Raw genomic sequence first — 13,779 nt, forward strand, 5'->3', positions numbered from 1 at the left:
TGATAAATTTACTAACCAGATTTTCATCAATTATGTAACCATTTTTTTTCTGCGAGGTAACCAATTCTTTACTTTTAGAAACGGTAGCCAGATTTTGATAAATTTACTAACCAGATTTTCGTCAATTATGTAACCAATTTTTTTCTGCGAGGTAACCAATTTTTTATTAGGTCAATTGTTCCCGACTGATTATATTGATCATCGGCCAATTGCTTAGATATCGACAATCACTGCATGGCGGCCTTTAATAATTGATAATCAATGTGATGGAAAATATCGAGCATCGCCTGACCTAAATAATCCGGGCTTTTTGTATAATCCAATCCAGGTATTGCATAATACATTACCAACATTTGCGCTGTTGGTGCGCCGGGCGAGCGGTCATAATAGTCAGGATTGATTTTGACAAGAAGTGTACCTTCAGTTTCTCCTGCCGGCAGTAAGGATGTCAGACTCGCCAGCCTCGTCGAAGTGTTTTTATTGTAATCTACGCGCGCCGGCGCACGGGTTTCCTCAGGCGACATAGATTGTAATAGAGCCTTGCATCTTTCTACCTCTGCTTTGCTTTGCGCCATATTTTTCCGAAACTGTTCTATGCCTTCATCCATACTTTTTAAAGAAGACGCTGCATAATCCCTGTCGCTTCCCGTTTCTGTCTTCATGAGCTTTCTGATGGTCTGCTCGCCTTCGAGACTGGTTTTTACCGCATCACTATCGCTTTTAATGGATTCCTGTTCATATTTAATTAAAAACTGTATGTATTCTTTTCTGGTAAGGGCAATGAGTAAGGGCTTATTATTGCCAAGGACGATACGGACCGGATCGCCTTTGTACTGGAATTCAATATAATCACTGCTCGAATCAGAATAGACAGGAGACTCAAAGAACAGCTGAAATTTTAATTTGTAACAATCCTGCCAATAATTGCCCATCTGATCAAAAATGTCATAGTCATTCATGATCAGATAAAGATCCGCCCCGTCCATCGATTCTTTGATACCCGTATAACGGGAATCTTTCGTAAGATACCTTAACATACAATCTACCTGAAAACGAGGCTCCTTTTCCTTTAGTTTCGTGTCCAGCCCTACCGCATGTACGTCAGCATTGAATCCTGTAGGTGGGTTTAGAGGTGGCTGCTGGCAAATAATATCCATTATTTTATCAGATATGTATGCCAGGGATGCAGCTTTTCCCATTGACAAAGCTTTAAAACTTTGAATAAATGCAAGCGTATTGCGATTTCTGGTAAGTTTACCCGGTGCATCCCGGAGTTTTTCAATATTGATCTGCGCTACTGCGGAAACCATAACTGGACAAAGAAAAACTGTAAAAAGCAATGCCTTGATCCTCTTTTTCATTATAAATCGTTTTGATGGGGTATTGACACAGAATGCCGGTGAATGCTCTGACAAAATTCCATTAAATACACATTTGAGACAATCCTCTAAAAACAGGCTTTTCCCGCCCTCCCCTGAAGGGGGGATTTTATCGAATTGCTTGGCCGGATCATATTTTTTGAGGAAATTTATGTAACTAAATACGAACCGGAACAGCAATCAAACCGTCATACATGCGCAATATCCTTTTTACATCGTTTCTCGTTGCAATATTGGTCTGTAGCATTTCAGGGAGGGGCACCGCGCAAAATCGATATATAGATAGCCTGAAAAATGAGTTGGACAAAAGGGATCTGCCGGACAGCAGTCGCCTGAAAATTCTGTTGGATTTAGGCAACAATCTGTATCTGTCCAACAAACCAGAAGCCTCAAAGTATTTTTGGCAGGTTTTCCAGCTGGCCCGAAATAATAGAAATGACTATTATCAGGGAGAGGCACTGAGTGGTCTTGGGAATACCTGTTATGAAAGAAGTGAGTATGACAGCGCTATGTACTATTATCACCTTGCTGATAGCCTGTACGCCACTGACCCCTCAGAAATGGCTAGGGAATCAAGTGCCTCTAATAAAGCAAGCATGGGTAATATTGAAGTCATGCGCAACAACTATGAGACCGCTATGCAGTATTTTACGGAGGGAATTGCGATTATGAAAAACAGCGCCGCCGACAACAAATGGCAAGTAATCGGTAATCTATATGCAGACATTGGCAATATCTATAATGATATGGATCAGACGGATAAGGCGTTAACATACGATTTAAAGGCACTGGAGTCCCATAAAAAGCAATCAGAGAATTACTTGCTGACAGGCATGCTGGAACTGTATGTCGCCAGTGATTATACAAGTCTCAGAAAAATGGAGCAAGCCCGGACGCATCTGACGCAGGCCAGCCATATCGCCAAACAGCTGAATGCACCTGCATTTTATTACAGCCTCTATAGCGAATGGGGTCGGTATTATCAAAGGTCTTCCTTGTTGCCCCAAGCGGCTGACAGCTTCCAAAAATCGCTGAAGTTCGCCAAACAAAAAGGAAGCAAATTTGATATCATGACGGCCAATAAAATGATGGGATATGTACTGCGTGACATGAAAGACTACCAGAAAAGCGCCGATGCATTGTTAAATGCATTTCGCCTTGTAAAAGAGCTTAACAATATCAGGCAGAAAGCTGAAATACTTAAAAATCTTGCATTAGTGGAAGCGAAACTGCACCATGACCACGATGCAGTACAATACTATCAGCAATATTTAGAACTCAATGATCGTCTGAATCAGTCTGAGATGCAAAGAAAAATCAATGAAATAGAAAACAAATATCAGAACAGGCAAAAGACAGACAGCATAATAGTACTGCAAAAATCAGCACAAGTTCAGCGGTTGGAGCTCCACAGAAAGAAAGCCATCAATATTTTCCTTGTGGTCGGTTGTGGTATACTGCTGTTTTTTGCCGGATTGATTTACATTAATTTCAAAAGAAAGAATCAGCTGCTTAAACAGTCTGAGGTATTGCAAAAACAAGAGGTTGCCGAGTTACAGAAAGCACAACAAATTGTAGCTATGCAATCAGTTCTTAAAGGGCAAGAACAGGAACGAAGTCGTCTGGCACGTGACCTGCACGACGGTGTTGGAGGTTTATTGTCAGTCATAAAATTATCGTTATCAGGTATGAAAGGAAATGTGTTTTTACCAGAAGAAAGTGCTCAGTCGATCAACAACATCATTACCCAATTAGATCAGTCCATTGGTGAACTACGAAGAGTTTCACATAATATGATGCCTGAAGCGCTCATCAAATATGGGCTGAAAGAGGCGCTGGAAAATTACTGCAGTAATCTTAATTTCAGCGGCAAGATAAAGGTGCAATTACAGACCTATGGTATGGAGCAGCGCATGGAGCAAAGCACAGAGATTATTCTGTACCGCATCATACAGGAACTATTGAACAATATTATAAAACATGCACAGGCAAAAAGTGCGCTGGTTCAGATTGTCCGTACTGGTGACCGGTTCAGTCTTACGGTGGAGGACGACGGCAAGGGGTTCGATATAGCGGCTGCCGAAGGCGGCAATAACGCAGGGCTGGCCAATATCAGGGCTCGTGCGGCTTATCTTGGCGGTACTGTGGACATACAATCCTCTCCCGAAAAGGGAACTTCTGTAAATGTTGAAGGTGAATGTAGTTGACAGTGGCGAACAGTGTCCCCAAATTGTCGTCCAATATGGAATGCATGATACCAGATCATTATATTTATGCGTGTCTGACATGGTCAAAATAAAGGGACGCGGCTCCCAGAATAGCACCATTTTGTATCCGGGAAGGGTAAACCTGTATTTTTTGTAATATACCCGGAAAATCAAAATCCTGCATGGCTTCGAACATTTGTTGTTTAAACAGGTCAAATGCCTGACTGACCGTTCCTCCTAGTACAATCATATCGGGATCATAACTGTACATCGTAATTTTAATGGCCTGTCCCAGGTGAAAACCGAACTCTTTATATAAGTCCAGTGCCGATGGATCGCCTTCCAGGGCTTTTTTATAATGCGCTTTACCATCTAACCCGTTTTTATTAAAGAAAGCGCCACTTACATAGCGTTCGAGATTCGCATCCAGATATGGCAGGCAGCCGATTTCTCCTGCTCCACAATTAGGGCCGCAGTATAACTTCCCGTTCAAGATCAGCCCCGCGCCCAATCCTGTACCCAAGGTTAACCCTACTAATGAGAAAGCCTCATCGGACACGGAAGACGAAAGAAAAGGGGTATTAGATAGCGTAATATCATGTTTTTCTGAATATTGAGATGGGTGTATGGGTTTATTTCTACCCTCTCCAAAATAATATTCACCTAAAGCAAAGGCGTTAGCATCATTATTAACCAATGCCAGAACGCCAAATTTCTCAGAGATAAGTCTGCCAAGCGGCAGCTCTTTACAGGCAGGTATGTGTTGTACATCATAAACAATACCATTGAGGGTATCGACAACACTGGGCACCCCGACACATATCGCCGCCGGCATACGCCCCTCATTTTGGTCAATGACGGACTGAATTAACTCAGCGAGGGATCGCCATACATCATCTGCATTTCCCCGATTAGGCGTTGCTCTTTTTTCAATAGTCCCAACACCGTGTTCTGTGACAATAGCTGCCCGGAGCTGCGTGGCGCCGAAGTCAATACCTATCACACCGCCTCCTTTTAAAGCAGAAGGTGTGCCGTCCGGTCTGGACTGAAGTTGTTCTCCATCAGTTATGCTATCATCCATCGTTATTCTTTTTTTTACTGCCGATCGTCGCATTATTAATCAAAGGTTTAGCCCAGAAGCCGATACTTAGAATGTAACCCATTGTCAAAAATAGTACAATCATGCCACCAGTGAGTCCAAACTGGTCACTTATTGCACCCATGATGAGTGGGATGACAGCACCGCCGATAATTGCCGTTACCAGAATGCCCGCAAAAGAGCCATGGTGTTCACTCATGGAATTTAAAGCAAGAGAGAAAATAATCGGATACATAACAGAAATAAAGAATCCCACCATGGGGAACGCATATAAAACAGTACCGCCTGATCCAAATAATCCCACTGCCAGGCTTATCATCGCCAGAATTGTAAATATACGCAGTAATAGCCGGCTATCCATTATTTTGAGCAGCAACAGTCCCAGGATATTGCCAACCGTCATATATCCCCAGAAGTTACCCAGCGTATCAGCGGCAGTAGCCGGATCGACCCCATGTAAGGTCTGAAGCAGTAAAGAAATATTATTATTCAGCCCCTGCTCAGTTCCTACATAAAAGAAGATTCCCAAAAAATACAAGATTACAACAGGTTTTCGAAGGAGCGCCAGATGCACTTTTAAAGAGCCTGCTTTCTCATCCTCGTTCAACTCCACCTTTGGAAACTTCATCAGAGCAATGATAATGATCATGGCCAGGGAAATCAATGCAAATATCCAATATAAAGCAATCCAGGGCATGCCCGATGGTACAAGACCGGTGTATTTTGAATCCGCATCACTGGAAAGACGCTGGACTACATAGGTAAAAGCCCTTGGGCTTAAAAAAGAGGCAGCCCCGAAAATCAGTTGGGCCAGGACAGAAGTAAAAGCATAGTTTTTCTCCCCTCCTGCTGTCCGAAGCAGCGGATTAATGACCACCTGAAGCATAGCCATTCCACTGCCGATAATAAACAGCGATATGATAGCCGTTAGATAGTTTGGCCATATGGCCAGTATCAGAGAGCCGGCAAAAGCAGTCACGAACCCAAATATCATAATTTTCTTTTCCCGGTACTTTTCCAGTAGTATTCCCGTCGGAATAGAAACCAAGCCGTAAGCAATAAAAAAAGCAAAGGGAAGCAGTGCTGCTAAGGTCAGACTCAAATCAAAATCCTGAATAAAATCAGGATTTAAAGCACCAATAATGTTAGTCAGAAAGGAGATCACAAAAAATGTGAGCATGATAAGGCTAACAATAGTATAACTCCTTTTCATTGGATTGGTTTTTAGTTTTAAATTTTTATAATACCCATAACTAGTTACAGATCTGAATGAAATTGTATAATGTAGGCCATTTCCGGCCAGTTATAAAATCCATGTTATGAAATATACAAGCCTCATTGATTAGCCGGGATTTACTTACGATCAAAAGTACAAGAATCAATGACTATACATTTCGATACTTTTTCCATATAAAAATACCAGCAATATCAGGAACCACAAAATAATATATCCAGTATACTCTTAAATCCTCTGCCGCTGTTATTGAGATCGACCAGTTGAGGGCCCTACCCGGAGCTAGACTCTAAATTCAATTTCTGGAAACCTGAAGAGCCACTCTTAATCAGAAAATCTATAAGAACTGTATAGCTAAAAACCAAACTTTCCAAAATCCAATACTAATCGGCTCTCATCATTAATCATGTCGATAGTCATTCACAATTTAGGCACGTCCTCCGGCACTGAATGGTTGAAAATCTTCTCAAATGCCCATCCTGACGGCAAATGAAAAATTTGAAATTTGATTATTAGGTTTATTTGTCATATGGCAAATAAGGTGAAAGATTTAGTCAAAATTGGTAAAAAAGTAAAGCAGTTTAGAGAAGGGAATGCTTTCTCTTTGGTTAATTTTGCCATCGTTACAGGGGTGAGTGCTGCTACACTTTCTAGAATCGAAAACGCAGGGCAATACAGCCAGGAAATGTTAGATCCCATTTGTGCGATTATGGGCATAAGCGCAGAAGATCTGTTGACAACAGATGTTACAAAAATTTCCAAGGAACAGATAGCTGGCCGAATTGAGGACCAGGTTGAGAAAAGGGGCATTAGAAAAACAGAGCTCAATCAAATTAATCGGAAACGTAAGACTTTTCACGGGCCTTCCTATTTAGTCAGACAAGCTATGGAAGACGGCTTCCTGAGTCAATTCAGACATGTAAATGAGATCCAGACCTATATCAAAGATGAATACGGTATAACACTTATATCTTCAAGTATTACCAATGCCCTGAATAGAAAAGAAGATATTATCTACAAGCCTTCCGGTATTTCTAACTATAAGCAATACAAATTTGTCCGCCGAAAAAGTAAAATATAGCGTTGGTATACTGGTCAAGTCGCCCGGCGATAGAGATTTCATGGCAAGTTGGATTAAAGGCCTGTTCCGCTATAATGTTAATTTTTTATTTTACCTTTTCTCTGCATCAATATACAACTACCTTCATATAACAAATAAATGAATTTATTCACCTATGAAGGCAATTTTGCCTTGCTCAGCGCACATGATTCCTATGAAAAAGATTTTGATTCAAGAAAGAAATAAAGATGTTCGCGAAGTCCTCCAAATTGCGTTGGAAAGCGTAAATTATATGATATTCACCTTGAATGATGCGACAAATCTGCTATCGACTATTAAGCAGCTTCAGCCTCATCTCCTTATTATGGAATTTCATCGGAAAACGGAAGCCTGTATGGATATCTTTAATAAGGTTTTTTCAAACCACCCCAGATTACCGGTCATCGCCTTTAGCAGTAATCCGCAATGTGAAAAATTATACCATAGTTTAGGGTTCTGTGGCTTTATACCCAAACCTTTTGATCTGAAACAGCTTTATAAAACTATAAGCGATATTCTAACTGACAGTACGCCGGCGGACTGATATAGCTTCCTTATCTGGTTAATGTACCATAAGGGTAAGATCTGAGATATTGCTGCTGCAATTTTGTAGGTGTTTCCTGCCTCTGATCAAAGAGATCTATCATGAGTCATCATTCATGTATGCCGAAACAATGGAGCTATTTCAGAAATGCGCAGTTATTTCTCCATGCACGACATATCAATTTATCAGATAGCCGTTTTCCGATTGTAGAAAATTTACTCAAATATGTAACGCCATTCCCAAATCAGGGGGAAAATTTAGAATCTTCTGGTTTGGAAGACGCCGGGAAGGCAGTAATGGGCCTGTTGAATCTTCTAATTGATAGGATAAATAAAATCTACTAAATGCCTTTTCGTATTAATTAGAGATCAATGATTTATCAAATTTGAAAAACATTGAAGAGAATTTCAATCTATAACCCTCGCCCAAAAATAGCTCTCCCCAAAAGAGCTTTTTCCTATAATTTATTTGGCATTAAATTTCATCAGGGGTAATAGAGCTTTTTACCGGGGTGTGTCAGGACGTGTTAGGATGGACCTGATTCACAGAGAAAATACCCGTTGAACCTAAAGCAGGTAATACTGACGAAGGAAGCTAAAAGACTCAGGCTCCGGTGAAAAATCACCGGAGCTTATTTTTGGATAGCTGTGAGATGAAATTGCCGCCAACTGTTCTTTCTGTAACAGACTATTTTCTCACAATATCTATATACCAAACGGATATGTTTCAGGAATTTCCAGGTTATCAGGCTGGATATGTAAAGGATGTAAGGCAGTTGTCTCATCTATAAAGATGAATGCGTCATAACGGAACGGAATAATGCTTTTTACATAGTTTGCCGCTCTTTCATATTCAGGGCGATATACAACACCGATGGCTCTATGGCCAATAGGGACCTCTAGTGCACTTTCTTTAAGTTGATTCATCATTAGCAGGCAACTGTGACTGGCTCCTTGGTGCAGAACATGTTCCCAGCTATCTTGCTTGGCTTCAGGCACCGTCATTTTCTTCATATCATCTCCCCAGTATTCACCTGCGATAACACCACCTTTATAAGTCCCGAAGCCGATTAGCACAGTATCGTTGTATTTTCTACGGGATAACTCACCTATATTGTACATTCCTTCGTCTGCCATTTCAGTGGCACCCGCATCTCCGATATGTGTATTATGTGCCCACACGATGGCTTTGGACCTGGGCCCGTGAAATAACAGTAAACGCTCCAAGGTATCTTGCATATGACTATCTCTGACATTCCACGAATGGGCATCCCCCTTTAACATCGTCCGATAGTATTTTTCTGCATTGACAGCTACTAATGCATTCTGCTCCATATTAAACGCTTGTTCAATATCGCCATCATACCGGGGCATTTTTTCGTGTATTGTAGCTAAGAGCCGTAACATTTTCGGTTCGCAGCTTTCCGAAACAAAACGACTGGCCCTTGCATAACGCCCTTCGTCTTTTTTATACGGTTCAAAACAGTTAAAGGCCTCTCGTGCGACTGCTAACGCATCCGGATCGTTTTTCTTGAGATACTGCATTATTACTTCCATAGATTCCCACAGACTATATACATCAAGCCCGTAGAAACCTATTTTTCTTTGTGTGGAAATTGGCTGATTATATTTCTTTAACCAATCCGCAAACGCCACTATTTCCCAGTTCGCCCACATCCACGTTGGCCAGCGGTTGAACTGCTTCAGAACATCAACCGCAGTCATCTCAGCGCCATACTGCTTAACATATCGGTTAAGTGCGTAACAATCCGGCCAATCACCTTCCACAGCAATAAAATTAAACCCCTGCTCATCAATAAGCCGTCGACTGATCCGGGCTCGCCAGGTATAAAACTCATGGGTGCCATGAGAAGCCTCACCCAGCATGACAATACGTGCATCCCCAATTCTTTTTATCAGCGGATCAAGATCTTTATCATGCTTTAGTTCATGACAAGCATTTTTCACCTGCTTAATATAGTAACCGTTTGGTACGGTTTCAGCCTCGTTTTTTTTAATTCGTTTCATTAACATCATTCAAATATTAATAGTTTTATTGTATAGTTGTATGTATTTCACAACCTCTTCATCACTCAATTGTCTAAAGTCTTCATAGAACTCACCTACACCTTTGAATATATCTGGCACAAGCGGGCAGATTACCACATCTACCTGCTCAGACAAAAGGTCGATGCTTGACTGACTAGCGACAGGGACGGCCACTATAATCTCGTTAGGGTGATGTGTCTTTACCATCTGTAAAGTACTCAACATGGTATGCCCGGTAGCCAATCCATCGTCTGTTAAAATCACAGTTTTCCCCGATAGTGCTTCAGGTGTATGATTGGCTCCCATATACATTCTGTACATTTCCCGTAAACGTGTACGAATAACTGATATTTCCTTTTCGAAATACTCGCTCGGAACCCGTGTGTTATCATCGACAAAACTATCTGTCAGGCTTACTGCGCCGATGGCGTATTCTTTATGCAGCGGATGGCCTATCTTTTTTGACAATGCCAGATCTAGTTTAAAATTGAGTGATGTCGCAATTATATAGCCAATCGGCACCCCTCCTCTTGGAATGGCCAGAACAACGCCATTCATATCCGCATATCGGTCAAGCGATGCTGCTAGCAAATGCCCAGCCTCTTCCCTGTTTTTATAACCATGTATATCCCAAAAAAACATGTTGCCTCCCATTTCTTTTTTGATACTCAATCGTGTACAAATCTTTCTGTGTTTCATTATAGACTGCTGTATAAAAGTCTCAATAAGCACTCCATATTCATATTTTATCTTGCAACTTTGTTATATAAAAGGTTAAAATACCATAGATATAACAGCCGTTCAGCCCACGGTAAAGGCCTACGTTAAATAAATACATTCACGTTTAAAACCGGCGGCCGTCAGCATTATTTAGTGCGCCCGTTTGCCGGTCATCTTAAAAATATTTCATAAAGCCCCATGTTTTCAGTATTGCGTTTAAATACAATTATTTTTTGTACCGATATTTTAATATAAAATCAACATTCGGGTGGCAGTTTGGCAGCTTTATTGTGCTACTCCAGTTAGATAAAAAAGGAGGAATTATGTCATTATTAATAGCTCAGATTATTATTGGAGTTGCAGCAATGTGGTTAATTAATATCCCCACCCCTCAGAAGAAAAAAACGGCTAGAACGGCGGGGTAGATCTCAAAGTTTGGGTATCGTGGTGCTTGCTTTTTTTGATTTTAACCTGGAAATATAATTATATCGGATGATCAATGATTCAGCTAGCTTGCCGCATTCAATTTCCATTATTCTATTGCGTGAGGCGTCCTATTAACAGCCGTATAATACCTGTAATCACAGGTTACATAATAGGCATATGGGCGTCAGACTAAAACACGACCGGCCGGCACAATCTGAATATTCAGCATTTTATACGGAAGTATTCAATATGCACCGACCAGCCTGTTTTATTAAACACTACACTACTACTCTACTTCAACTGGACCTTTACAATTTCAGAAAAGATCCGGTCATCGACACCAGAGATCTTTACGCCTACCCTGGCGTAGAAATAGTCCTGATCCGCGACACCAATATTGCCTCCGGATATATCCTCAGGTATCTTAGCAGTCAGTTTAATGCTGGAAAGATTGGTGATATCTGAGCCCGCTATGGAACCAAAGGCAATTTTATTATCCTCATCCACAAAGGCCGTTCTATTGACGTATAGGCTAACAGATTCGATATCTTTGGCTCTGTTATCCGTGATAATCTTACTAATACTGGCTGTAGCCGTTACTACAGAATCAGTTCCTATGCTAAAATCAGCCTTGTCTACCATATAGTACGGCAATACCTCAATATCCATATCTGTACTGCCATGTAAGCTTAAAGGGATCGTGTCAGAATGAGTCTGTTCATTTTCCAGGCTCAAAAACGGTCCCTGTGATGAAGGAATGACCAGCCGGTAATCTCCATTAAATAACAAAGCAGAAAAGGAGCCATCCTGATTCAGATAAACGTTAATGGCCCCGCTCTTACCAAACCCTGATTGCCAGAGTTCAAAATAAACTGCTGATATCTGATCTCCCGTATTTTTCACCTGGATTGGTTTCCCCTGGTATACGAGATGGCCGGTAAACCGGGTCTTGGGTGCCTCAAAATTGTCCTTCTGGCAACTGCTTATACCAATGCTCAGCAGCCCCATTAAAGATAGATAATATAAAAAACGATACTTTTTCATAATGTAATTTTTAGTATTCCTTGAATAACCAATCAATTTCACGGATCATGATGTAATCATCGCGTCGCGATGATTACCAGGTCTTTAATCCTATTGATTAGGGTTTTTAACGATCTTGGGATTATTGCTAATGATATCCTGATTGATCTTAGAGTAGTAGTTACCCGTCTGAAAACGATGAGCAGCCGTTACTTCACTTGGCTTGACCACTTTAAAGATCCATTTGCCATCATTAGCGGTACCGGGTGCATATACTTTATAAGACCATAGGCCGTAGGCCATCGTATTGGGAGCAGCCGCCTTGCCAATACCATTGTCCAGATCTGTAATACTGATACTCTGACCATTCCAGACTTTATGTGCAATACGCCAGCGCTTGTTATCAAACAATTCATGTCCCTCAAAGGCCAGCTCTACCCGTCTTTCATGAACGATCCTGTCAAAGGTAATCTGCGTGGGCGTGAGGTCTGTTTTAAACCCGGCACGACGGCGGATCATATTCAGGAAAATAGCGGCAGAATCTTTATTCCCCAATTCAAATTCGGCTTCAGCCAGGTTAAGCAGCACTTCTCCGTAGCGGTATCTTACCCACCAAACTTCACTCTGCGTACCGATCTGGCCAGAACCCGTTGCAGGGTCCATAAACTTACGTACATAGAACCCGGTCTGTGCACCAAACTCTAACCCATCAATCGGGCCGGATCCACCTACCACCTTTTCCTTATAGTTCCTGCCCGGTAACTGAGCCAGTCCGCCAAACACATTCGAGGTAATGATCCTGCCCGTTGCTGCGACATAATAACCAGCCCAGATATCTACATCTTTACCCTTAAACTGACTACCCGGCAAAATAAAAGTGCCTGCCAGACGTGCATCACGATTTTTAAATATATCCGTCTCCTGATCATAATAAGCATAATCGGCGCCATTTTTTAGTACAAATGGTGTGTACTTGTTATCCAGCGTTTCATATTTAAGCGCCAGATTCAGTGTAGGGTTAAGCCTGCCTCCCTGTGCTTCTTCTGCAATAGCTCTGGGTTGATTATTCAGGGTCCATGCTTCAATGGTGCCGCTCTTCAGCTTGAAATTTTGAGCGAAGATGACCTCTGGATTGTTAGACTTGTCATAAAAGAGTGCTGCAAAATTATCAGACAAATCCTCCGGTTTTTTCATATACAGACTATACTTATGACTATTCACCAGTGTCAGAGAAGCCTTTCTGGAGATCTCATAGTATTTTCTGGCCTCAGCAGTAGGAATGCCTACTTCTCCACCAGGTAACGAAACGCTGGGCGTCATAGCTCCATATTTGGCGATGGAGGCCGCATACAAAGCTGCTCTTGACTGCATGGCTAAACACACACCCTTAGAGGCTCGGTCCTGCACACCGGCATCATCGGGCAAATACTGTTGGGCGGTGTCTAATTCAGCTAATACAAAATCGTATACTTCTGACTCCTTGGCTCTGGCGTGCTGTAAATAAGACGGATCACCATTATAGTCGTAGGTCAGAGGTTCAGTTATAATAGGCACCCCTCCCATTCTTTTTACCAGCTCAAAGTAATTGGCTGCCCTTAAAAAGCGTGCTTCTGCAATGAAACGCTGCTTGTCTTCATCTGCCAAGGCTTTTGAAGCGCGACAACGTTCAATATAGATATTGATATGGCGGATATAATCATAATTCCATATGCTCCACCAGTCGTAAGGGTAATCGGTTTGCTGAACGCGCCAGTAATTGCCAGCCTCAGAAGGAAAAGCCTCATCATAATTTGTAAACTCCGACCAGTTCGTAATCGTCTGCAAATCCACATAGCCCTTATACAGGTCCGCCAATGCTGAAAAAGCCAGCTCTTTAGACCCAAAAACCTGATCTGTTTTTAGAATAGAGGTCGGATCATTGGTTAAGAAATCTTTACTACAGCCAGAAGCCAGTAAACTGGCCATCATGACTATCAAATATATCTTCTTCATAACTTATT

The 13,779-nt window shown here is 41.6% G+C and carries 11 protein-coding genes; 4 read left to right on the forward strand and 7 right to left on the reverse strand.

What is annotated here, in order from left to right; translation table 11 throughout:
- Nucleotides 1–227 precede the first annotated feature (227 nt).
- On the reverse strand, nt 228–1,361 hold the full coding sequence (locus tag K9M52_RS18280) for a hypothetical protein (protein ID WP_224069883.1): 1,134 nt from the start codon (nt 1,359–1,361) through the stop codon (nt 228–230).
- A 212-nt stretch (nt 1,362–1,573) separates the two neighbouring features.
- Between K9M52_RS18280 and K9M52_RS18285 the strand changes: the two genes are divergently transcribed.
- The gene (locus K9M52_RS18285; RefSeq protein ID WP_224069884.1) at nt 1,574–3,586 is read left to right on the forward strand and encodes an ATP-binding protein; all 2,013 of its coding nucleotides are present in this window, start codon (nt 1,574–1,576) and stop codon (nt 3,584–3,586) included.
- A gap of 64 nt (nt 3,587–3,650) precedes the next feature.
- Here K9M52_RS18285 and K9M52_RS18290 read toward each other — a convergent pair whose 3' ends face one another.
- A complete protein-coding gene (locus K9M52_RS18290) occupies nt 3,651–4,667 on the reverse strand; it encodes an ROK family protein (protein ID WP_224069885.1) in 1,017 nt (338 codons plus the stop codon).
- Nucleotides 4,660–5,898 carry an MFS transporter gene (locus K9M52_RS18295; protein ID WP_224069886.1) on the reverse strand — a complete coding sequence of 413 codons (1,239 nt, stop codon included), beginning with the start codon at nt 5,896–5,898 and terminating at the stop codon, nt 4,660–4,662. The genes K9M52_RS18290 and K9M52_RS18295 overlap by 8 nt, the downstream gene beginning before the upstream one ends.
- A 562-nt stretch (nt 5,899–6,460) precedes the next feature.
- Here K9M52_RS18295 and K9M52_RS18300 point away from each other — a divergent pair.
- The 3 genes from K9M52_RS18300 to K9M52_RS18310 all read left to right on the forward strand — a co-directional run bounded on the left by K9M52_RS18300 (nt 6,461) and on the right by K9M52_RS18310 (nt 7,906).
- On the forward strand, nt 6,461–7,000 hold the full coding sequence (locus K9M52_RS18300; protein WP_224069887.1) for a helix-turn-helix domain-containing protein: 540 nt from the start codon (nt 6,461–6,463) through the stop codon (nt 6,998–7,000).
- Nucleotides 7,001–7,193: 193 nt separating this feature from the next.
- Nucleotides 7,194–7,562 (forward strand): response regulator, encoded by a 369-nt coding sequence (locus K9M52_RS18305; RefSeq protein WP_224069888.1) that lies wholly within the window; start codon nt 7,194–7,196, stop codon nt 7,560–7,562.
- Between the two features lie 101 nt (nt 7,563–7,663).
- Nucleotides 7,664–7,906, forward strand: coding sequence for a hypothetical protein (locus K9M52_RS18310; protein WP_224069889.1), 243 nt, complete (start codon nt 7,664–7,666; stop codon nt 7,904–7,906).
- A gap of 360 nt (nt 7,907–8,266) precedes the next feature.
- On the opposite strand, the gene K9M52_RS18315 is transcribed toward K9M52_RS18310, so the two are convergent.
- The 4 genes from K9M52_RS18315 to K9M52_RS18330 all read right to left on the reverse strand — a co-directional run bounded on the left by K9M52_RS18315 (nt 8,267) and on the right by K9M52_RS18330 (nt 13,771).
- Nucleotides 8,267–9,589, reverse strand: a complete 1,323-nt coding sequence (locus tag K9M52_RS18315; protein WP_224069890.1) for an erythromycin esterase family protein — start codon at nt 9,587–9,589, stop codon at nt 8,267–8,269.
- A gap of 9 nt (nt 9,590–9,598) precedes the next feature.
- Nucleotides 9,599–10,309, reverse strand: coding sequence for a phosphoribosyltransferase (locus K9M52_RS18320; protein WP_224069891.1), 711 nt, complete (start codon nt 10,307–10,309; stop codon nt 9,599–9,601).
- A 738-nt stretch (nt 10,310–11,047) separates the two neighbouring features.
- Entirely contained in the window at nt 11,048–11,800 is a 753-nt protein-coding gene (locus K9M52_RS18325) for a DUF3823 domain-containing protein (protein WP_224069892.1), read from the reverse strand.
- 90 nt (nt 11,801–11,890) lie between these two features.
- Nucleotides 11,891–13,771 (reverse strand): RagB/SusD family nutrient uptake outer membrane protein, encoded by a 1,881-nt coding sequence (locus K9M52_RS18330; RefSeq protein ID WP_224069893.1) that lies wholly within the window; start codon nt 13,769–13,771, stop codon nt 11,891–11,893.
- Nucleotides 13,772–13,779 lie beyond the last annotated feature (8 nt).

This window comes from Arachidicoccus terrestris, assembly GCF_020042345.1.
GTDB lineage: Bacteria > Bacteroidota > Bacteroidia > Chitinophagales > Chitinophagaceae > Arachidicoccus > Arachidicoccus terrestris.

Coding starts and splice junctions, on each gene's coding strand:
- K9M52_RS18330 (WP_224069893.1), bottom strand. CDS start 13,771: ATGAAGAAGATATATTTGATAGTCATGATGGCCAGTTTACTGGCTTCT.
- K9M52_RS18315 (WP_224069890.1), bottom strand. CDS start 9,589: ATGAAACGAATTAAAAAAAACGAGGCTGAAACCGTACCAAACGGTTAC.
- K9M52_RS18285 (WP_224069884.1), top strand. CDS start 1,574: ATGCGCAATATCCTTTTTACATCGTTTCTCGTTGCAATATTGGTCTGT.
- K9M52_RS18325 (WP_224069892.1), bottom strand. CDS start 11,800: ATGAAAAAGTATCGTTTTTTATATTATCTATCTTTAATGGGGCTGCTG.
- K9M52_RS18305 (WP_224069888.1), top strand. CDS start 7,194: ATGAAAAAGATTTTGATTCAAGAAAGAAATAAAGATGTTCGCGAAGTC.
- K9M52_RS18280 (WP_224069883.1), bottom strand. CDS start 1,361: ATGAAAAAGAGGATCAAGGCATTGCTTTTTACAGTTTTTCTTTGTCCA.
- K9M52_RS18310 (WP_224069889.1), top strand. CDS start 7,664: ATGAGTCATCATTCATGTATGCCGAAACAATGGAGCTATTTCAGAAAT.
- K9M52_RS18295 (WP_224069886.1), bottom strand. CDS start 5,898: ATGAAAAGGAGTTATACTATTGTTAGCCTTATCATGCTCACATTTTTT.
- K9M52_RS18290 (WP_224069885.1), bottom strand. CDS start 4,667: ATGGATGATAGCATAACTGATGGAGAACAACTTCAGTCCAGACCGGAC.
- K9M52_RS18320 (WP_224069891.1), bottom strand. CDS start 10,309: ATGAAACACAGAAAGATTTGTACACGATTGAGTATCAAAAAAGAAATG.